Origin of the sequence: Haoranjiania flava, assembly GCF_025631005.1 — a bacterium.
GTDB classification, from domain to species: domain Bacteria; phylum Bacteroidota; class Bacteroidia; order Chitinophagales; family Chitinophagaceae; genus Haoranjiania; species Haoranjiania flava.
This window is the reverse complement of sequence record NZ_JAOTPL010000002.1, coordinates 1-23366: the sequence shown is the minus strand read 5'-3', so window position 1 is coordinate 23366 and position 23366 is coordinate 1. Positions and strand designations below refer to the sequence as shown.

General features: G+C 41.8%; 11 protein-coding genes. 5 read left to right on the top strand and 6 right to left on the bottom strand.

Features of this window, described 5'->3' with window-relative positions; translation table 11 throughout:
- The first annotated feature begins 104 nt into the window (after positions 1 to 104).
- From OD355_RS01595 to OD355_RS01580, 4 genes are all read left to right on the top strand, one after another.
- A complete protein-coding gene (locus OD355_RS01595) occupies positions 105 to 2093 on the top strand; it encodes an FAD-dependent oxidoreductase (RefSeq protein ID WP_263036692.1) in 1989 nt (662 codons plus the stop codon).
- 11 nt (positions 2094 to 2104) lie between these two features.
- Entirely contained in the window at positions 2105 to 2872 is a 768-nt protein-coding gene (locus tag OD355_RS01590; protein ID WP_263036691.1) for an SGNH/GDSL hydrolase family protein, read from the top strand.
- Between the two features lie 34 nt (positions 2873 to 2906).
- Complete coding sequence (locus OD355_RS01585) at positions 2907 to 5636, top strand: beta-mannosidase (RefSeq protein WP_263036690.1); 2730 nt, start codon at positions 2907 to 2909, stop codon at positions 5634 to 5636.
- Positions 5637 to 6187: 551 nt separating this feature from the next.
- Positions 6188 to 7309, top strand: coding sequence for a glycoside hydrolase family 130 protein (locus tag OD355_RS01580; RefSeq protein ID WP_263036689.1), 1122 nt, complete (start codon positions 6188 to 6190; stop codon positions 7307 to 7309).
- A 69-nt stretch (positions 7310 to 7378) separates the two neighbouring features.
- Here the strand turns inward: OD355_RS01580 and OD355_RS01575 are convergent, their stop codons facing one another.
- The 6 genes from OD355_RS01575 to OD355_RS01550 form a co-directional block, all read right to left on the bottom strand.
- Positions 7379 to 8482 carry a glycoside hydrolase family 88/105 protein gene (locus OD355_RS01575; protein WP_263036688.1) on the bottom strand — a complete coding sequence of 368 codons (1104 nt, stop codon included), beginning with the start codon at positions 8480 to 8482 and terminating at the stop codon, positions 7379 to 7381.
- A gap of 91 nt (positions 8483 to 8573) precedes the next feature.
- Positions 8574 to 10100 carry a family 43 glycosylhydrolase gene (locus OD355_RS01570; RefSeq protein WP_263036687.1) on the bottom strand — a complete coding sequence of 509 codons (1527 nt, stop codon included), beginning with the start codon at positions 10098 to 10100 and terminating at the stop codon, positions 8574 to 8576.
- Between the two features lie 65 nt (positions 10101 to 10165).
- Positions 10166 to 11320, bottom strand: coding sequence for an Ig-like domain-containing protein (locus OD355_RS01565; protein ID WP_263036686.1), 1155 nt, complete (start codon positions 11318 to 11320; stop codon positions 10166 to 10168).
- A gap of 237 nt (positions 11321 to 11557) precedes the next feature.
- Entirely contained in the window at positions 11558 to 13402 is a 1845-nt protein-coding gene (locus tag OD355_RS01560; protein WP_263036685.1) for a RagB/SusD family nutrient uptake outer membrane protein, read from the bottom strand.
- Between the two features lie 97 nt (positions 13403 to 13499).
- Positions 13500 to 16715: a SusC/RagA family TonB-linked outer membrane protein gene (locus OD355_RS01555; RefSeq protein WP_263036684.1), complete on the bottom strand. Its 3216-nt coding sequence runs from the start codon at positions 16713 to 16715 to the stop codon at positions 13500 to 13502.
- Positions 16716 to 17048: 333 nt separating this feature from the next.
- On the bottom strand, positions 17049 to 19970 hold the full coding sequence (locus OD355_RS01550) for a glycosyl hydrolase 115 family protein (RefSeq protein ID WP_263036683.1): 2922 nt from the start codon (positions 19968 to 19970) through the stop codon (positions 17049 to 17051).
- 367 nt (positions 19971 to 20337) lie between these two features.
- Between OD355_RS01550 and OD355_RS01545 the strand changes: the two genes are divergently transcribed.
- On the top strand, positions 20338 to 23366 hold a 3029-nt coding region (locus tag OD355_RS01545), incomplete at its 3' end, for a ligand-binding sensor domain-containing protein (RefSeq protein ID WP_263036682.1).

Sequence of the window (23366 nt, the reverse complement as noted above, 5' to 3'; positions counted from 1 at the left end):
TATGAAATAACCATAAAGATTAAGATCTATATCAACTTGGAATGAGCATTTAATCTAAAAAGATGGTTATTCCATGTGGAAAATGAAAAACAACTACAATGCACATGAAATTTATTTTAGTTTGTTTATCAATTCTCATTTTAGTTCAGGCGCAAGGACAGTCTACTGAAACGACGCTTAATGTAGATATCTGCATATATGGCGGTACTTCAGCGGGTGTTATAGCAGCCTACACTGCTGCCATGCAACAGAAGAAGGTGTTACTGGTGGAACCTGGCCACCGGTTGGGAGGCTTATCATCCGGCGGTTTAGGTTTTACAGATATAGGTAATAAGTATGTGGTTACAGGGCTGGCCAGGGATTTTTACCGGCGTATAGGGCAGCACTATGGGAAATTTGAGCAATGGATATTCGAACCTAAAGTAGCGCATACAGTTTTTCTCAATTATGTTAAAAAGGCCGGCTGCCATGTTTTGTATGGAAAACGATTAAATAAGGTTAATAAATCAGGAACTGTTATACAATCGATTATACTGGAAAATTCCGATGGCTCTTCCGAAGCAGTACAGGTATATGCGAAACAGTTTATTGATTGCTCCTACGAGGGAGACCTTATGGCCAAAGCCGGCGTGAGCTATACAACCGGGAGAGAGCCGAACGTACAATACAATGAAACCGTTAACGGCGTGCAGTTAAGAGAAAAGCACCAGTTTCCAGATGAGGTAGATCCTTATATTATTCCGGGAAAACCGGAAAGCGGGTTGTTATGGGGCATCAGCAAGGAACCATTGAAGGAAGTGGGTTCCGGCGATAAAAAGATACAGGCCTACAATTTCAGGATATGCCTCAGCAACAATCCAGAAAACCGCCTGCCGATAGACCGTCCTGCAAATTATGACTCCGCAAAATACGGGTTATTGCTGCGTTATCTTTCGGTGAAGCCTGTAAAGCAGTTGGGGGAGATCCTGAAAATAGACAGGATGCCTAATCATAAAACAGATATCAATAACCAGGGGCCTTTCTCCACGGATATGATCGGGATGAACTACGATTATCCTGATGGCGATTATGCAACGAGAGCTAAGATCTTCCAGGATCATGTGGACTATACAAAAGGACTTTTGTATTTTATCGGGCATGATATGAGCATGCCGGCACATCTTAGAGAGGAGATGCTGCAGTGGGGATACCCCAAAGATGAATATGCAGAAACACAGCACTGGACCCCTCAGCTTTATGTTCGGGAGGCGCGGCGCATGATTGGCGAATACGTAATGACAGAAGCCAATTGTGTGGGTAAGGCAATTGTAAATGATGGCGTTGGTATGGCTGCATATAATATGGATTCCCATAATGCGCAACGGATTATATGGAATGGTATGGTTAAGAATGAAGGTGATGTACAGATTAAAGGTATACAGCCTTATCCAATAGCATATCGCTCTATTACCCCGAACCGTAAGGAGTGCACCAATTTACTCGTTCCGGTGTGCCTTTCTGCAAGTCATATGGCTTATGGTTCTATACGGATGGAACCAGTGTTTATGGTGCTGGGGCAATCTGCTGCTGTTGCAGCCTCATTGGCCATTAACGGGAGATCTGCGGTTCAGGAGGTGAATGTAAGATTTCTGCACAAACATTTAAAGGACGATCCACTAGCTGATGGTAGCATACCGGAAATACTTGTTGATGACAGCGATGTTAAAACGGTTTCGGGGCAATGGAAAAGAGAAGGCACAGGAGGGTATGGCCCTTCATTTCTATCCAATAATACGAAACCAGCGGCCAGCGTTCGTTTTGAACCTTACATAAAAAAATCGGGCCGCTATAAAATATATTTTTACTATCCGGGTCTGCGAAATCCATCTGATGTGCTGCAGCTTAAAGTATACAATGGAATACACGCGGCATTAAAGACTATTCGCACTGCGGACGTAAAAATAGCAGGTCAGACATCTGGCGAGTGGGTAGAACTGGGTACATACAGCTTGCCTGCCGGGCAGAAAACATATGTTGAGATCTCTAATCAAAATGCCAATGGCATCATTGCAGCAGATGCTGTATTGTTTGTACCTGTGAGCCCACAACATTAAACGCGCCGAAAATGGACCATTCAAGAAGATACTTTTTAGAAAAAGGCGCTGCCCTTGTTAGCGGACTTATAGCCGGAACCTATTTCCAATCAATGGCAGGTGGCCTGCTGGAAACAACAAAAACAGTAAGGCATCCTACAACAAAACTGCCTGTCATCAATAGTGGGGTTGGAGGAAACAATACCATTGACCTGCTTAATCGCATCAGGAAGGATTGCCTGATACACAAGCCGAAACTCACTATTTTAATGGCAGGCACCAATGATATGAACAGTGTAAAGTATGTGCCGATTAATCAATACGAAAAAAACCTCGCAACAATAGCAGATAGCATTGTATCCGGCGGAAGCAGATTATTAATGCTGACCATTTTGCCGGCATATGAACCTTACCTGCTTACACGCCATCGGGCATCTTTTTATGAGCCGGAAGGGGTTGAAGGAAGGAGAAAACAAGTGAACGATATCATCAGGAAAGTGGCAGGGATGTATAAAACTCATATTCTTGATATGGAACAAAGGTTCCTGGCCGTTGGAAAAATAGGTACAGATAAAGATTCACTTATTCAAAATGAAGCCAATTCCAATAAAACGGATGGTATCCACCCTACGCCGAACGGGTATAGGTTTATGGCGCTTTGCATATATGATTATATCCTATACAACAATCTTCCTAAAGAGGATATTGTATGTTTTGGCGACAGTATTACCAAGGGCGATGGCACAAATACCTCTGGAAGCTATCCTGGATACCTGAATAAATTATTAACCACAACCTGAGATATTTATCATATTTGAGCACCAATCTATTCTTATGTTAAAAGCAAATCGTTTATTATTTACTGTAACTATTACCATGCTATTGCTACATTCAAATGCACAGCAGGCAGCTTTTGAAATGAGTGCCTCTGCGCCACAGTCCGTATTTTTAAAACCTGGCAATAGCTTCAGATCTAGCTGGTATATGCAAAAAGCAGATAGAGCCGGTTCCGGCGAAGTGGTTTCTTCTGTAACCTACAAACCCGATGGATGGATGCCCGCTGTTGTGCCCGGGACGGTTTTGACCAGCCTGATTTATAATAAAATATATCCTGACCCTTATTACGGAGATAATAATCGCCGTTCACGCAACCTCATACCGGATTTGTACGAAGCCGGAAGAGAATTTTACCACTACTGGTTTAGAACGGAGTTCAAGGTTCCTGCCGAATTAAATGGTAAAAAATTATGGCTGAAGCTGCATGGTATTAATTATCGGGCCGCCGTCTGGCTGAACGGGAAAAATCTGGGCACTATGTCCGGTATGTTTCAAGCAACCGATTTTGATATTACGGATATTGCAAACCGAACAGGCAGCAACGTTTTAGCAGTAGACGTATTGCCGGTAGATATTGCGGGCGATGTATACAAAAGTAATAAAAAACGTACCGGCGCCGTAGGGGAAAATAATAATGGCGGCGATGGAGAGATCGGTAAAAATGTAACCATGCTCATGTCTGTTGGATGGGACTTTACTTCACCGGATGGTATTCGTGACCGGAATACAGGGATCTGGAGAGATGTGGAGTTATACTCTACAGGAGATGTAGTATTACAGGATCCTTTTGTTCAGACCAGGTTGCCTCTGCCTGATACCAGCTTCTCCATGCAAACGATATTGGTTGATGTAAAAAATGCAACGAACACCAAACAGAGCGGAAAGGTTACCGGAAATATTACTGGTACAAATATAGGTTTCGAGACCCGTGTAGACCTACAACCCGGAGAAACAAAGCAGGTTGTATTTCACCCGGACAATTATCCGCAGCTTAAAATAAAAAATCCAAAATTATGGTGGCCGCTATATAAGGGAAATCAGTATTTATATTCACTTAAACTGGAGTTCAAACAAGGCAATAAAGTTTCTCATCAGCTTACCACACGTTTTGGCGTTCGCCAGATTCAAACAGACCGGCATACGCCTGATAAATCCCGCAGGTTTATAGTGAATGGGCATCCTGTATTCATAAGAGGAACGAACTGGGTGCCGGAAGCCATGTTACGCACCTCAGCCGAAAGAACAAGAACTGAGCTTCGCTATACAAAACAGGCTGGCTTCAACCTCGTACGACTTTGGGCGGGCGGCATAGCAGAGTCCGATGAGTTCTACAATATTTGCGACGAATTAGGGCTGTTGGTATGGAATGAATTCTGGATTACAGGTGATACCCGTTTTCCGCAAGATACGTCCCTGTACTTTCAAAATCTAAGGGCAACCATTAAGCGCATACGTTCACATCCTTCGGTAGCTTATTATGTAGCTTCTAACGAGTCAAAAGAGCTTCCCGGAACAAAAGCGGTTATACATGCATTAGACTCTACGATCGGTTACCAGGAACAATCCGAATGTTGCGGGGTACACGACGGCAGTCCCTATAAGTATGAGAACCCTATGCAATATTTTGAAAATACCGCCTCTCCAAGAGGCAGCCGTGTGGACGGCTTCAACCCTGAATATGGCACACCCTGCCTGCCACTGGTGGAATCATTGCGGGAAATGATGCCTGAAAAAAATCTATGGCCTATTAACGACTCTGTTTGGAACTACCTTGATGGAAATGGCTTTCATAATATGAATACCAAATATAGGGAAGCGGTAAACCAGTTTGGGGAATCATCTTCTATTGATGAGTATGCACAGAAGGCACAACTCGTAGGCGCTATGAACTACCGGGCGATTTGTGAAGTATGGAATTATAACAAATTTGGCTGGGGCGACCGATTCGCCTCGGGCTTTTTATTCTGGTATCATAACAGCCCGTTACCACAAACGGCAAGCCGTATGTACGACTGGTATCTGCGCCCTACTGCCGCCCTTTATTTTGCGCAAAACGGCCTGGCCCCCTTACATCCTCAGTTCGATTATTATAAAAATACCGTTTCGGTGTATAATGACTACCGGAAACCTTTTCCCGGTCATATCTTAGAAGTAAAAGTGTATGACTGGCACTCAAAACTGGTGCATGCTCATTCAAAGAAAATAAATATCCCGGCAGACGGGTTGGTAAAAGATGCGCTGAAGCTGGATTTTAGCAATGACATCTCACAGGTGCATTTTATTAAACTGGTATTAAGATCTTCTGCGGGCAAAGAAGTGTCAGAAGCATTCTACTGGCGATCCAAAGACCCTTACAAAGGCGCCTGGACAATGACCGGTCCGGCAGTTTCCGGGTTTTCAGACATTAGTAAGCTGCCTGAAGCAGCTTTAACTGGTAGCGTGAAAAAAAGAGAGACTAACGAAAAAATATTCTTGGATGTGCATATAAAAAATACATCCGATAAAATAGCATTCTTTACACAGGTAAAGCTAATAGATAAAGACAAAGCAACGTTGACGTCAACATTCTATTCTGATAATTTCTTTTCGTTATTGCCCGGTGAGGCGCGAACTATTACAATAGAGGTTTTAAAGAATAATTGGCATAAAGCGAAAACACTAACAGTCGAATCCATAAATGCAAATCTGGCAACATTATCTAACTTTAATATACCTAAGATTCGGTAAATTATGAAGGTTTAAGGTATAACGTAGATAAAAGTGCCGGACTCTTGATATGGTAAATTAACGAACTTTAGATAATCCTTTTGCTTGTTCACTATTAGAATAAATAAACATGAAATATTCATAAAGATTAGGAATCTATACCAACCGTGAATGAGTATGAATCTAAAAAGCTGGTTATTCCATGTGGCAAACAGAAAAAATTAATTATACACACATGAAATAACCATAAAAATTAGGAATCTATACCAACCGGAATGATAATAAAGATTAAGGTTTTGGTTATTCCATGTGGCAAACAGAAAAAATTAAATATTAACACATGAAATAACCATAAAGATTAAGAATCTATACCAACCGGGAATGATAATAAAGAATGAAGGTTTTGGTTATTCCGTGTGGCAAACAGAAAAATTAAATATTAACACATGAAATAGACATGCTGCATACCAACCGCAATTATTATCTGGCGAAACGAAGCTCACTGAAGTAATTCCATGCAGCAACTGAAAAACAATAAATATATACATATTAACTAATCTATTTTTATATTTATGAATGATCTCTTTTTACGTTTGTTGTTGTTTGTAGCGTTTTCTTCGGCTGTTCTGTTTGCATCGGCGCAGCATCAGCTTCCCGGCTGGGCAATGGGTCCTTTTATAAGGCCGTCCAATGCCAATCCTATTTTATCTCCGGATACGCAAAGCGTTTTCTTCGACCCCATGAGTAAGCAGCATATTTCCTGGGAGGCCGGCGATGTATTTAACCCTGCAGCGGTTGTAAAAAACAACAAGATATACGTGCTGTATCGGGCAGAAGATAAGTCAGGGACAGGTATCGGCAAGCGAACCTCCAGGCTGGGGATTGCGGAAAGCAGGGATGGTATTAAAATGAAGAAAAGAAATAAGCCGGTTCTTTATCCGGATGAGGACGGGCAAAAAGAATTTGAATGGCCGGGTGGTTGCGAAGATCCGCGTATTGCGGTTACAAAAGAAGGCGTGTATGTGATGCTGTATACTCAGTGGAACAGGAAAGTCGCCCGCCTGGCAATAGCTACTTCTAAAGATCTGACAAACTGGACGAAGCATGGACCGGTGTTCCAAAAGGCATATAATGGGCGGTTTAAAGATATGTTCTGCAAATCCGGATCTATCGTTACAAAAATAGAAAACGGCAGGCAGGTTATTACGAAGCTGAACGGAAAGTATGTAATGTACTGGGGCGAGCGTTTCATGAACCTTGCTACTTCAGATGATCTGGTAAACTGGGATCCGGCCTTGAATGAAAAAAAGGAACTGGATTTAATATTAAAACCAAGGAAGCATCATTTTGACAGTGACATGACGGAGTGCGGTCCCCCTGCAATTATTACAGACCAAGGAATTTTAGTTTTGTATAACGGCAAGAATAAAGGGAATAGTGAAAGGGATACCAATTACACAGCCAATACCTACGCAGGCGGACAGGTACTGTTCGACCTGAACAACCCCTCAAAGGTTATACGACGTTTGGATAAGCCCTTCTTTATCCCTACAGAACCTTTTGAGAAAAGTGGCCAATACCCGGCAGGTACTGTTTTTATGGAAGGACTTGTTTATTTTAAAAACAAATGGTTCCTGTATTATGGCTGTGCAGACAGCAGAGTAGGTGTTGCCATTTATAATCCTAAACAATGATTAAGAAAAAATGATATTGAATAGGGCCTGGGCTAAGATTTTGATTTATAATGTTAACCAGGTTAATTGTTATTCAAGAAGTGCATTTACGCACCATAGATAAGGCCCTTGTCCGTGATAGTCTCCGGTATTGCGCGGACGGTCGTAATAATATTGTTTATCATTCTTTTTATTTGTTCCCACGCAAACCTCGGCAACTGCCCCCTTAGCATCTACAAATTTTACCAGGGCCATCCAGGCTTTCCTGGCTGCTGGGGCATATTCTTCAGCATTTAACCATCCTTTTTTCACCCCTGTTATAAATGCAAAGGCAAACATAGCTGATCCGGATGTTTCTGCCCAACAATCCGCCTCATTGATCAGTTGGTTCCACATACCATTAGGCTGCTGATAGCTTTTCAGGCTTTTCATCATTTTTTGATAACCCTGTAAGATACGCGGGTAGTATTTATTATTTCCGGGTAAATAACGTAATAGCTCCGTTACGCCTGCTGCCATCCATCCATTGCCGCGTCCCCAATAAAAGGGCACATCCGGTGCGTGATAGAAAAGCCCGTTGGAACGTTGCAGTTCATCAAGATAAAGCACCATTTGTCTTGCAGCCCGGTCAATATACCTTTTGTCTCCAGTTGCTTTATAAGCCTGGGTTTGCACAATAGTGATCATATACATATCATCTATCCACAGGCGTGTTTGCCAACTATATCCCTTACTTGCCCATGCTTTTTCCTCACTGTTTGCATCAGCAGGAACCTCCCACTGGGTATTTGCATAAGGCAACCCCAAATTAAAATAACGCTGCTCTTTTGTAAGCTGCCAGAGTATTAACGGCAGGCTGCCAAACATATTGAGGTCTACATGGTTTTGAATGGGCAACAGTGCTTTTTCTGTAGAGAACAACGGCTCAAACCTATTTTGAAGAAACCCGGCCAGCATGTGATCTTTCGTTAGCCTGGCAAAGTTAAGCGCTCCGTTCCAATAGAAGGTCTCCGGATAACCGATCCATTTACCGGCATGAAGGGCATGTTTGGAATACACAAAACGATAAGCAATAAGTTTTCCCACTTCTTCAGGAGTGTAACCTTTGGGAAAGCCGGTTAATAAATCTTTCTGTGCAAACAAATACTGAAAGGGGAGTGATAGCAATACTAACGTAAAGATCTTTTTTTTCATTATGTTCATTTTTACAAATACTATTTTATCAGGTTTAAAAATTGGGCAGCGTGTATTCCTGTTGCTAGAGAATATTATGCATTTTCATTTTTTAATCTTTATACCTGAAAGTAGACACTTCTGCCAGACCAGGCTGCCTCTCACTTGCCACATGCCCGGATTTGGGCACTACCCTGAAATACCGAAACTGCTTACGTTGCGGCAGATCAATGTATAGGTTTCGCAGATCAAAATTATTAAGGGTAAATGTGCCGAGGTTTTCCCAGGTATTGTTGTCATTACTGATCATTATCTGGAGCTCCTTAATTTTGCTATTCTCAGATTTCTGGTTGATAATAAAACCATTCACCCTTGATACCGCCCCCATATCCACTGTTACATAATGATTCGGATAGTCTGATGATGTAGCTGCAGCCCAAAATGTAGAAGTATTGCCATCTATCATACGCTTACTGGCGTTAGCCGTTACTTCTGAACTAAATCCTGCGATATCCCAATTTGTTTTAGGATGGATATACCGGACTGTTTCGCCGGAAGGACGGTTTTGCGGTATATCTATATTTGTTGGTGTACCGAAATTGGGAGTACCGTCAGCGTTCCATGTAAAGCGCTGGATACGGGGGGTGCGCCCTGCGCTGCCATCGTTGGCAACGCTGCGTGCATGGTAAATGATCCAGTCTTCTTTGCCATCGGGGGATTTGAAAAAACCATTATGACCGGGTCCGTAAGCCTTGCTCGTCGCCAGCATGGAAAAAGCAGGGTGAGGATCCTTTGTCCAGTCACCAGCGTTCATGGGATCACCATTATTCTTTAACGTAAGCACTCCTAGGCAATATCCGTCAGACCAGTAGCCGCTGCCAGAGTATACTACAAATACACGGCCATCAGGATTGACAAGCACTTGTGGCCCTTCGTTAATGGGATTGCCTTTTTTCTCCCAGTCATAGTTAGGCGTAGCGATCATTACCTTTTCTCCGGTAATTGTCCAGGGATTACTCATTTTAGCTATATAAATATTTTGAGGCGGCGCACCTGCATTACCACCAGACCATAACATATACAGCTGGCCTTTATAATCAAGTACCGTACCATCTATTGCCCAAAGGTTGGTGGGGTCTGAAATCTTTCCTCTTATAACCCAGTTACCTTGTGTAGGATTGGGGGAGGAATTCTCCAGCACATACATGCGGTGATTAGCATTTGTGCCGTCATCCGCAGCAAAATAAAAATACCATTTACCATTAATTTCATGAAGCTCAGGAGCCCATACATTTTTTGAGTAGGGCTGATTGGCAGGTGGTATCCATACATCCGTGCGACGTCCGGAAGCAAGCTCTGATACATTTTTTGTTTCGATGATCACCAATTTACTACCCTGTGTAAATGTGTAGTAATAAATGCCGTTTTTCTGCACTACCCAGGGATCCGGCCCTCCCGGCATGACAGGGTTGGTAAACTTGTCATCTTTGGTGAACTTGGTTAAATCATCTTCACCTGCAGGTGGCTCGGGTATAGGTTTTACCGGATCCGGCTTTTTCACCGGGGCATCTGGTTTGCCACAAGCTGTCCATACTAATGTACTACTCAGAAGACATACAATAAGTATTAATCGTTTCATTCTTGAATGTTTTATGTTTTAGCTTACCCGCGTTAAGATCAAGCTTAAAATACCACTTACAGGATTTAGGGTATAATGCCGAGGTATAATTCTTGTATCTGCACAGTATTACCCTGTGAGGTGTAGGATGACTGATAGAAACATTGTGCTTTCTGCGCATAGAATTTTAGATACCTGTACTTCGATTTGGGCAGGGATATATTAACCGACTCCTGCAAGGATCCTGTTATAGCATCGGGTATGACCACATTCTTTGCAATTACCTCGTAATTCGTACCATCATTACTCCCCAGTATTTCATCAAAAGCGTACCATCTTACAAAGGTTTGCGTGGTGTTCCTGTGACGTATCCTGAAGTAATTCACCTCCTGAGGGGTCTTCATGTCTACGGTAAAGTGTATAGCCTCTCCTGAGGGCACAGAAACAATGCCCGTGCCATTACCGGAAGTCTTACCAGGTCTTACAAGACAGAAATTAGTGGCAAGATCACCGTCAATTGCCGCGGACAGCGAGTTTCCTTCCGGATTACCTGTTGCAATCATTAGCGCATGAGAGGCGGTCATCGTCCAGCCGGCTCTTGGGTAATCCCCGCTGAATGGCACCACGGTTACTGTTGTGGTAGCTTTAACGGAAGGCTGCTCCAACGATGCTACTGTTACCTTAGCCGTGCCTTTGGCTAAACCTGTGAGTTGACCACTTTCGTTTACCGCTACTATTGCCGGATCAGAGGAAGTATAAACCAAGGCATCATTTGCGCTAAGTGGCACAAGATGTACATCATCTAAGAGGTTGTAGGTAGCTCCTAATCCGAGGTCTATCTCTGACTTCAGCAGCCGTATTTCCGTAGCCGGTATTAAAATTTTGTCTACTACTGTTACGGGGAATTCAACACTATATCCACCTACCGATATCGTAATGATGGCAGTACCTTTGCTGACAGCAGTTACAATACCCAATCCGCTTACGGTAGCAACTGCAGGATTGGATGAAGAATAGTTCTCCGCCCTGTCTGTGGCATTTTCCGGCAGTACGGTTACTTTCCAACTTGCATCAAGCTTGGTGCCTATAAGCAGTATATTATCGCCTTTAAGCGCTTCACTTAAAGTAACACTTTCTACTTTTACTTGCTGCACCTTCTCCATGTTTTTGTCGCAACTTGCAAGCAGCAACGCTGATAGTAAAAACACAGTGGCAAAAATCAATATTTTACTTTTATTCATTTGTCTGTTTTTATTTTTTTAATAATTATAATTGTTTGAACTAAAAGTAAAGACTACGAAGGCTCAAAAAGAAACAACTTGCGCCCTGTAGCTTAGCGTTCTTGATCAAAAAATTCAAACAGTTTTATTATACCAAAATAGTTTCTATTTGTATTAGGCTTACCGATTAGGTCCCCGTCCTCATTGCTCTACTCAACCTGCTGGCATTAAGGCAGGAAGCAACATGGACTGTAATAGCTACCTGTCCCAACCAGGGTTTTGCACCAGCATTCCTTTAGTACGCTGCATTTCTGCCAGCGGTATAGGGTACAGGTAATTTTTGCGGCCGAAGTAACGGGTCTGGAACCTCCTGCGTGTATGGAATGCTATTTTGTTCCCGTCAGGATTCATACCAGTAAACTCTCCTCCCTGGCCTCCCTGGCCTACCGGGTTCTCAGCTATCATCCATCTGCGTACATCAAAGTAACGCTGCCCTTCGGTGGCAAGCTCAATGCGGCTTTCTCGGCGTATAGCTTCACGCTGCAGTTCCTGGCTGCCTGCTATGGCAGGGTTCAGTTCTTCAAGATTAGGCAGGCCGGCACGCTCGCGTACCAGATTGGTATACCGCAACACATCAGGGTTACCAGGCTCCATTTCATTCAGCATCTCGGCATACAGCAGGTAAAATTCTGCCAGCCTGAAAATGATGGAAGGCCTGTATCTCCTGGTTACGGCTCCCGTGGCAGTACGGCCATACACCGTACGGCTCATTCTTTTATATAAAAGATATCCTGTAACAGGCGCGCCGTCCACTACATTTTTATCGGCATTGCCGCCGAGGTAAAACTGAGTTTCCGCCTTGCTGATGTGCCATCTTTTACCTGAGAAAGTGATGGCATTGTAAAAACGAGGTTCGCGACCTATATACATATTAGACACTTCTACTCCTTCATACATTCCAAAGCCGGTTTCTTTGTATGAAGGTGATGCAGCAAGAAAACTTGTATTTTTTATAGGACGTCCATCTGCCATATAATAATCATCTACCAGCTCCTGCACTACGTGCAGTGCTCCTAAGCCGCTTGGCTCATTGCGGGGTGTTACCATACGGTCAAAACCATCAGTGGTAGCAGTATTCCAGGCATCTTTGGAAGTGGCCCATATAATTTCTTTGTTATACACTTGGAACATTTCGTATAGCGACAGCGCAGGATCGAAAGTGCCTGTATTTTTGTAGAGTTCATAACGGCCACCGTGGGCATAATCCAGGAACTCCTTTAATACTGCTACGGCTTTCTGCACTTTGCTGTTGTCACGATCGGGGAAAAGGCGCTTACCATCGGCATTAGTAATGCCTAGCGCTTCTGTAAACCCACCGTTAAAGAGGGGGCTGGCGGCATATACCCATAGCTTGGCTCGTAATGCCATAGCTACGCCTTTTGTGGGCACTGCGGCATAGTCCAACTGAGTATGGTAAGGCTCCTGCTCCATATCCAATATGGCTTCCTGCAGCTCTGAATCAATAAAATTAATTACTTCATCAAGGGAGTTGCGGGGCACATCCAGCTCATCCTTCAAGGTTTTGGACTGTGTTACAATAGGCACAGGGCCATACATCTCCATTAAGTAATAATAATAAGCCGCTCTCATAAAGCGTACATTGGCTTTGTAGCGCTGTACTTCTGCCTCGGTAAGTACGTTAGCATTTATTCCTGTAGCGGCAATGGGTTTTACTTTCTCTAAGAAAATATTGGCCTGCCGTATGCTTTCATACAGCGTGCCCCAACGATGGTTGTTTCCGTTGGAAGAGTTCCAATTGCCATATTTCCCTGTATTATTTGCCAACCTGTGGTATAGCTCATCGGCATAGCCTGCCCAAGCATTGCCCATAGAAGCAGACGACACCCATATGGCGGAATAATCAGGTACATTATTATATACCTGCCCGTACCATTTCCTTGTGCGGTCTACATTATCAAATACCTGTTCAACATCAGTGATACCGCCGGCTAGCTCATCAGACACATCCAAAAACTTGCTACAGGATGTAAGCCAACTAAGGGAAAGGCTGGCTAACAGTATTTTTATAAAATTATTTTTCATTTGTATTTTTTTTACTATAGAGAATTTAATTTTCATTGCTTTGAATTATAATTTGCTCCAAAAATCTTATGATTATCAGATGTACTCTTGAAATTTTTTATAAGTTTATTTCAAGCCCCAATGTGAATGTGCGAGACATGGGGTAGCTGACGCCCTTGTTACGGTCACCCATTTCCGGATCCCATAATTTTATATTGTCCCACACATAAAGGTTGTAGCCCATAATGTAGGCCCTGGCACCACTGATACCTATCCTTTGCACCGTGCTCTTGGGAATAGTATATCCAAATTCCAGGTTTTTGAAACGCAGGAAGCTTGCATCGCGCATCCACCAAGTACTGGCTTCCTTGCTGATATTGTTTCCATAGCCATCATGCAGTCTGGTCATCAGTACATCCTGGCTAGCATTGTCTGCCGTCCAGCGGTTTAAGAAAGCGGTACGATAGCCTCCTTTTTCTATACCCCAACTGAAAGGCCAGAAGGTATAAGCTTCTGTACCCGAGCCCTCTGTACCCATTACAAAGGAAGTATTAGCAGTACCTTGGAAGAATACGCTTACATAAAACCCCTTGTATTCCACATTCAGCCCGAATCCATAGTTAATTTCAGGATTTTCAGGATGCCCTATGCCTCTTTTGCGGTCATTATTATCTATAATGCCGTCATTGTTCAGATCAGCATATTTAATATCGCCTGGCCCCATTGTAGCATTACCGGTCATAGTAGGTACGGGCAACCCGGGTTTTAATTGGTAGCGGTAAGTGCCGTTTGGATTTTGTGTCCTTATAAAATCATCCTCTGTATAGAGCCTTTCAGCTATGTACAGGTTATGATCCCCTACTCTTGTGCCAGTAATCTGCATCCAGGGATAGTTTTGAGGCAGCTCATCGTATTCAATAACTTTGTTGCGGGCAAAGGTGAATGTTCCTCTTGTGCCTATTGTAAATTCCCCTATCTTATGATTGCTTTTCAGGCTTGCATCCACACCGTGATTATGTACAATACCGTAGTTTTCCCATGGATCGGCATGGAACCCTGCAGAACCCGGAATAGTACGACGCTGAATAAGGATGCCGGTACGTTCATTATTAAAATAATCTGCTGTGAGTTCAATTTGGTTTCTGAAGAAGCCTAAATCTATTCCTATGTTGCGTTTGTTTTCTATTTCCCAGCCTATAAAATTGTTTACAAATCGCTGATCGAATATACCCGCTCCCAGTCCATTGGTACCACCATTAGTGCCGATGCCCTGGTTAAAATTGAATCCTCCTGTGCTAAAAGTGGGGCGATAAAGAAAACGCGAACCTCCTGTATTATCGTTACCGGTGCGCCCTATAGACAACCTTATTTTAGCACTGTTTAGCACTTCTTTCAACGCATCAGGATAAAAATGCTCATTAGATACAAAATAACTTATACCTACTGCAGGGAAAAACCCGAAGCGATTGCCTTTGGCAAATGTTTCACTACCGGTATAACCAAAATTACCCTCTATAAAATAGCGGTTGTCAAATGAGTAAGTAGCACGGCCAACCAGGCCTTGTTTTCTGAAAGGCAGCACATTGTCACCTCGCTGGTTTTCTTTCTGCATATAGAGCAGCATGCCGCCTACATTATGGCGCTCAAAAGCACGTGAATAGTTAATAGCTCCCTCCATATATATGTTGCGGTAAGCATCTCTTCCATTATCAGTATATACAGGATCTTCCAACTGGGCATTTCCTGACACTACTTCATTAAATTGAAGTTTGCCATCCGCATCGCGGCCTGAAGCATTATACAGTGTAGGCCAGTAGTTGCGTAATGTTGCATTGTTGCCCTCATAGTCAAGGCTTAAATTAGCCCTGGCGCTTAACCCTTTAGTAATTGCCTTTAAGTCCTGGTTAATTCCTACGTTTGATTGTATGCGCGTACTAAACTCCTTGCGATAGCCCTGGTTGTACAACATGTTAAAAGGGTTGCGGTTATTGGCATCGCCTGGTACCTTATAAGTGGCTAAAGTACCGTCACTGTAAATAGCAGGAAACAGATGTGGCGGTGTAAAAAGCATGAATTTAAAAATATCATCGGGCGAGCGGTTGGCAGTAAGACGCGAAATATACTGACCGGCAAGGTCTATATTCAACTGAGTAGTATTGCTTACTTTCAGATCTATATTGCTACGCAGGTTGTAGCGCTGATAATCAAAATCACTGTTATATTTCCCGATCTCGTTCTTTTTAAAAACGCCTTCCTGGTTGAAATAAGCCATGGAAACAAAGTACTTGGCATTTTCTGCACCACCCCTAAAATTTAGGGTATAGCGCTGATTTTTAACATTTTTTGCCAAAAGCTCTTTCATCCAGTTAGTGTTGGGGTATAAGTCTTTATCCTCGCCGCTACGATATTTTTCAATTTGTTCCTGGGTAATATAGGGGTCAAGCCCATCGTTAAAGCGGGCTTCATTTGCCATCTCAAGATATGTCCATGAGTCTACAAACTCAGGCAACCGCTGTGGCTGTGCGGTAGAAAGCTCTGAACGGAAAGATATGCGCGGCTTAGATATTATGCCTCGCTTGGTGGTAACGAGTATAACACCATTTGCACCTTCCGCTCCATACACAGCTGTTGCTGCCGCATCTTTCAGCAATGAAAAAGTTTCAACTTCATCGGCTTCTATCTCTCCTATCTTACGTGGGATACCATCTACAAGCACAAGCGGCTGGGAACCTCCTGCAAACGTACTGATACCGCGGATCCAGAACTCAGCAGCATCTCTTCCAGGTTCGGCATTTCGCTGGATGGCTATAAGACCGGAAAGTTGCCCGGCTAGATTGCCTGTAATGTTACCTGTAGGCACCATGAGTTCCTTTGATGTAACACTACTTATAGAACTGACCATGGCGGCTCTTTTTTGCTTTCCATAACCCACAACCACCACCTGTTCTAACATTTGTATATCTTGCTCAAGCGCTATATTCAATACTTTTGCAGTTGCAACTGCAGTATCACGAGATAAGTAGCCCGTGAAACTGAAAGTAAGAATATCCGTAGGAAATGCATCAATAACATATAATCCATCGTTGTTAGTAGTGGTACCGGTAGTTGTATTTTGAATACGCACGGAAGCTCCTACCAAAGGCTCACCGACAGAGTTGGTTACTTTACCTGTAATCCGTTTTTTGCTTTGCAACGTTGATTCCTGCATCACGACGTTATCATTTTGCGAGTAAGCTGTTGTCGTGGATATACACAGTGACATCATCGCCACCACTACAACATATACTCTAGCATCCTTAAAGAGCGTTATAGTTTTATTAGATTTTCTTTTCATTCGTACTCATTTATTTATTTTAAAATAGAACTCAAAAATTATTTTCATTCCTTATTTCAAATCTTCCACATAATACTTGCTTGCAATCCAATAAAAATTCATGTGTGTATTTTTTATTTGCTTTTCATTTGCCACATCGAATAGCCCTTATTCATTAATAGTTGGGTATGCAACCTTTGCTTATGGTTATTTCATAATTCACCCTGTATTAATTTTAAGTTTTTTGTAACTCAAAATTAACAAACGCTACTTATAGCTTTTATTCAACATTTTGTCGAATTGTTTCAAATGAGTTGTATTACCTGATATATCTTTTAGAGGAGAGCGTTAAATCTATTTAATCAATGTTGCTGGAGGCCCGCTATAAGATTTTTTCATTCCTCCCATATCTATAACTATTTTCTGAATGATCAGACCCGGATCTCCGGCTATTACCTTCAGCCTGTGGAATCCTGGTTTATCAATGTATAAAACAGATTTGTTGATCGCGGCGTTGCGTATAACATTATCTGCCCACGCTTGAGTATATTCCGGATTAGAGGAAGAAGGATAGCTGACTGCACCATCGTCTATGCAAACCCCGTATCTCGTTTGTAAAGTGGAAAACTCATGAAAAGCCAGATTGCGGCCAGTTGAGAGAGGAAAAGTGGGCAATACATAAGTATATACGTCTACCATCCCTCGGCCGGTCGTATAAAAATCATACTCAACATAAGGTGCATCACTGCGGCGTGGATCGTTCACAGGACCGGTCGGATCGCCCAACTGCACAGAGCGCCCTTCGATTCCCAGCTCATCTATTATAGCTATTTTTACTGTATGGCTTTCTTTCTTACTGTTAAACCCAGCTGCAGGTATAGATACATACCCATTGGTCTCTATGGCAATATTTTTTAATAAATCAACAGTTGGCAACAATGGGTTGTATACCGGAATGTAGAGTTTTTGCGTAATGTCCTCCCACTTTATTTGAATAATTGCCTGGTAATCTGTTCCGGCCTGTAATTTTCCCCAATCTACATCAACAGTTATTCGCTCCTGCTTTTCCAGCATTCCGCTTACTTTACTAAGCTTGATCCATTCATTATCAGAAGAGATGGAAAAAGGTATAGGCTGCTTACCGGTATTGTAAAGTTCAAAATAAACAGGCTGTTCACTCACCTTACTGAAAGCAGGCAAAACATACTGCATGCCGGTAGTACGGTTGTTGGAAGCTGCCGCCTGAATTTTAAGTATTCCCTTTTGTGGAACAGCCAGAGAGTCCAGGACAGGCTTTTCAAAATAAGAAGCCGTTACGCCTTGGCGTAATGACATAATACGGTTCCATTTTCCATTTAAAAGCGTATCATACTGTTGTGTAATATAAACAAGGCTATCTTGGTACAACAGTGCGTTTTGCCGGATATCATTGGTGGATGCGCGTTTTTGGTAAAAATACTCACGGCTGAGCTGAGCATATAACCACTTTTTGTTCATGTATTCCGCGCCTTTTGAAGGGTAATATACTAATTGATAAAAAGCAGGTTTACACTCTTCAGGCAGTTGTGCATAGAGCAGTTCCACCATCTGTCCCAGTTGAGTGTACTGTTTCAACCTGTTTTGCGCTTCCTCATAGTTATCGAAAGAAAACTCTGTATCTGTGGGTCGTTCGCGCGGGTATTTATTGGAATTCCATTCAACCCCCCATCCCATGTGCTCGGGCTTGCGAATAAATGCCAGCCGGGAATAAAGTTGTGTAATTTTTACAAGTTGGTCATAATACCGCGCTCCGAATTGTTCCGACAACCACTTTGCAGGAAAAAGTGGTGTATTACCCAAGTTAAACGAATCAAGGGAATAAGCCATTTGCAAGAACAAGGTTACTGGCTGCTCGCACGACTTTATATCGCCGGCATTCAGCAACCACAACTTGTTAGCGCCGGTTTTATAAGCTTTGCTCAATTCTTCAAACATAAGATTAGGCGTGGAAGAACTCAGCCATAAATAATCATGTGGGATACCCAGATAAGAGGCATGGTAATAAACGCCTGAGCCCCCGGATCTTTTTTGCTCGGCTTCATTGCTTAGCCTTTTGATATAGCCATAGTTGTCATCCGGCCACACGATCGTGACATCTTCCGGTATTGTAAGGCCTGCGTTATAAAGCTCCAGTACTTCTTTATAAGGTATAAATATCTTGGGAATTTCATCTAAGGGCTTGTTAATATATTTCTTTAAAATATCCCGCTGATCGCTTATCGCGTGATCTACCAACCGTAACCTGTCGTACAGGCTGTAATCTCCGGACATTTGTTTATCATGCAGGCCTCGTAGTGCCAGAGTATATACGTTTTCGTATTTTGAATTTTCACTGACTCTTTTATCAAGCGCTGCCACAATATTTTGCCTGTTGGTCATATAATTCCAATCGCCCATCTTTTTTTTATCCCACTCACTGGCATTATTAAATAATAACGGTTCAGGATGTGTTGACCCCATTACAATACCAAAGGAATCTGCCAGCATTTTGTTTTCGGGATATTTATTAAAAGCGCCCGAAGCCTCGTGCATGGCCGGACACAGGTAATTGGCTTTTAACCTGAGAAGCAGTTCAAAAACCTTTGCGTAGGTTTTAGGTCCAATATCTTTTAACTGCGGGTCAAACGTGTTTTTTGCCCAAGGTAGTAAACCCCAATCTTCATCATTGATAAAGATACCCCTGAATTTAACGCTTGGTGAAGGTGAAATATAATCCTGCACCCTAAGGCTGATGGTTTTATTTTTCTTTACAGGCACATCCGCCCACCAATACCATGGAGAAACTCCCAGCGCTTCAGAGATGGAAAATAAACCAAAAGAAACCGCACGCCGGTCGCTGCCCGCAACAACAAGTGCACGCTTCACTTTAGGAAAAGGGCGATCTATGATAAACACACCATAACGTTCCCATTGTCCCTGAAGTGAATCTGTTTTAATTTTTCCGGACTTTACCAGTTCGCTTATCCACCTGCTCTGTAAGGTTCCGGCAATCAACATCATCTCCGCATTCACGGGCCTGGTGTATATACCCGGTTGTAAGCCCGTTACCTGCTCTACATCTTTTGCCAGGAATTGTACTGTAGTTTTTACCGATAAAGCATCTGCTGCATCGTATAATATTTTTATACCGGGAAAATAAACGCCGTCTGCTGTTCTGTTGTACTCTACCTTGAACTGGGCTTGCGCACACAGCACGCATGCTAAAAATAAAACAAGTGCTATAATTTTTGTCTTCATTCTAACCTATTTTAACTACATTTAATTTGTTTCTTCTTCACTTTCGCAGAAGGTTGCTACTATATTAGCTTAATGCTTTATTATTATCCTAAACGAAATGTTGAATAAGCTGATATTCATTTATCGTAATGAACAAATTTTCTGCCCGGCAATTCCTTACCTTAAAGCTAAATAGCTGTCATTTATCTTTCTGGCAAAAAAGCATCATGTTGTATACACATCAAAATAAGTAAACCCATTATGAAAACTCTGTTCAATATTTTGACGAATCGTTTCAAACAGGCAAACGCATTATAACTATTGATATAATTGTATTTAAAACGCGATGTTTTGAATTTAGTAATATATTTATATTTGAATTTAGTATATGAAATTCTTTTTTTCTTTGTTTTTGCTCAATGTGTTATTTCAGGTTAGCGTTTCTACCTCTTACGGCCAATATTATTTGAAGCGATACCAGGTAGATGATGGTTTGATCAATAATTCTGTCACATCTATTTTACAGGATAGGAAGGGACTGATATGGATAGGCACACGGGGCGGTCTATGTCGCTTTGATGGCTATAATTTCAAAATTCTCGAAAACAAAAACAACAAGTTTGGAACAATTGGTAATAACGTTATTACTTCGATCGCAGAGGATAAGAATGGGGCATTATGGATTGGAACAGGCAAAGGTGTTTTCAGATATGATCCCCAAAAGGAAGTTTTTACCGAGCTGCAGTTGATCCCCCAGGCCAATATCAGTCAAATCGTAGTAGACAATGACAATAACCTATGGATTATTGCTAATTCATTTCTCTATTATTACGATCAGAAAACGGGCCAGCCGGGAAGTCTAAAAATAAGTGCAACCTGCATTGCAAAAGATTTTTCACATAACATATGGATTGGGAATGATGACGGAGCTATTAGTGCTTATAATTACCGCAAAAAGTCCATTACTTCTTTCCCCATTGTTAGCCGGAATGTTCCCGCGGCGCAGCGGGCTATTAGTAAACTATACCCCTTAAATGAAAATGAGATACTGATTGGGTGCGTTAAACAAGGACTAAAATCATATAACGTCAGATCCGGAGCAATTCAATCATTACATTTGGGTGCCGAAGGAAACAATGCATTTTATGTTCGTGACATTATTGCGGATAATAATGAAAAATATTGGATAGCAACTGAATCGGGTGTATATATTTATGACCCTGTAAGGCGTACAAATATAAACTTGAAGAAACGAAATGGCGACCCTTATTCAATTTCAGATAACGCTGTGTATGCGCTGTGTAAAGACTACCACGGCAATATATGGCTGGGCACCTATTTTGGTGGTATAAATTATTATTCCAGGCAAAATGCACGTTTTGAAAAATATTATCCTTTTTGGGGAAACAATTCTATCTCCGGTGAAGCCGTCGGTGAGATTTGCGCCGACGATTCGGGTAATTTATGGATTGGTACCGAAGATGCAGGTTTGAACAAATTAAATTTAAGAACAGGTGAATTTACAAACTTTGCTTCTAAAGAAAAAGGAGGAGATTTATCCTATTACAATATACATGGATTGTTAGCATATAAGCATCAGCTTTTAGTCGGTGTTTTCTTACATGGAATGGAGATTATGGACACCCGGAAAGAAATAATTACAGAACGATTTAATCTTGTTGGCGAAAAGAATGAGAAAGGCGGAGATTTTGTCGTCAGCATTTTTTTAACGAAAGATAGTTCTATATTAGTTGGCACGGCATACAGAGAAGCAGGGCTGTTTATTTACAACCCAAAGAGGAAGTCATTTAATCGCATTACTCAAATACCTCATGGCACATCTGTATTTCACATCGCTGAAGACTATGAAAACAACATATGGGTAACAAGTGAATCAAGTGGTGCATACTTCTTTAATCCTAAAACAAAAGCAGGTGGCAACATTAGATTTGGAGAGGTAGTTAACGGAAGAATAGTTAACGAATATCCTATTCACTATATCCTTGAAGATAGTGAACATGCTATCTGGTTTTCAACGATTGGCGGAGGCCTTATTAAGCTAAGTAAGGACCGCAAAACGATCAAAAAAATCACTAAAAAGAATGGCCTCCCAAGTAATATTTTATTCGGAATGCAAGAAGACAATTCCAAACATCTTTGGATAGGCACCAACAACGGACTTGTGCGACTTGACTTATCAACAGAAGACATAAATGTTTACACCAGATCAAACGGCCTTATAACCGATCAATTTAATTATAATTCAGCCTATAAGGATAAAAATGGCAAAATGTATTTTGGTACTGTAAAAGGACTGATTGCTTTTAACCCCTCGATGTTTAACGGAAAGGAAGAAAGTCCACCTACATACATTACAGGATTCCAGATCAATAATAAAGAATTAAGCCCCGATGAAAAAGGCCCGTTGATTCATTCAATTCTTTATACAGATACTATCAGGCTTAAATACAATGAAAACAATTTTAGTATTCAGTTTGCCGCCTTAAACTATTCATCTCCCAGGGTAACACGATACAAGTATCGTATGAAAGGATTAGACGGTAACTGGACGTACCTAAATACAAATAGAAATGCCTATTTCACTGATCTTTCTCCCGGGCATTATGAATTCGTAGTTCAGGCTGAAAGCAATACAGGAAGCTGGGTAGGGAAAGAGCGGCATCTTTATATTCAAATCCTGCCTCCGTTTTGGAAGAGTAACTGGGCTTACCTGTTTTATTTCTTAGCAGCAGTGCTGTGTATGTATTTCTCATTATACTTTTATCATGCCCATTTGAAACGAAAAAATTTGCAGCGTCAACAATTGTTTGAACGTGAAATGGAAAAGGAAATATATCAGTCAAAGATTGAGTTTTTTACACACATCACACATGAAATTCAAACTCCCCTTACGCTAATAGCAGGACCTATAGAATGGTTGTCCCAAAAATTTGAGGGTCAGAGCTCTATTAAAAAAAGTTTGTTAATCGCCGAAAAAAATACAAAGCGTTTGATGGAATTAGTGAGCCAGTTACTTGATTTCAGAAAAACAGAAGAATATCAATTTAGTCTGAATTTTGTTAAAACAGATATCAACGGTCTTTTGATGGAACAGGTTCAGACATTCAGGCCGCAAGCTGCTGCTGCTAATATTGAATTAAAGGCCAGCCTTATCCAAAGGCCTGTAGAAGCATTTGTTGACAGAGAAGCATTGAATAAAATTGTCAGCAACCTTATATCTAATTCGGTTAAATATGCAGCAACACGAGCATGGGTACAGATTAAATTTCACGACCCGGAAAAAGATATCCTTTCCATTGTCTTTTGTAATGACGGCGAAGGCATTCCTGATGAATTTAAAAACCGGATTTTTGAGCCCTTTTTCAGGCTCGGGGCAAATAATAAGCCGGGCACCGG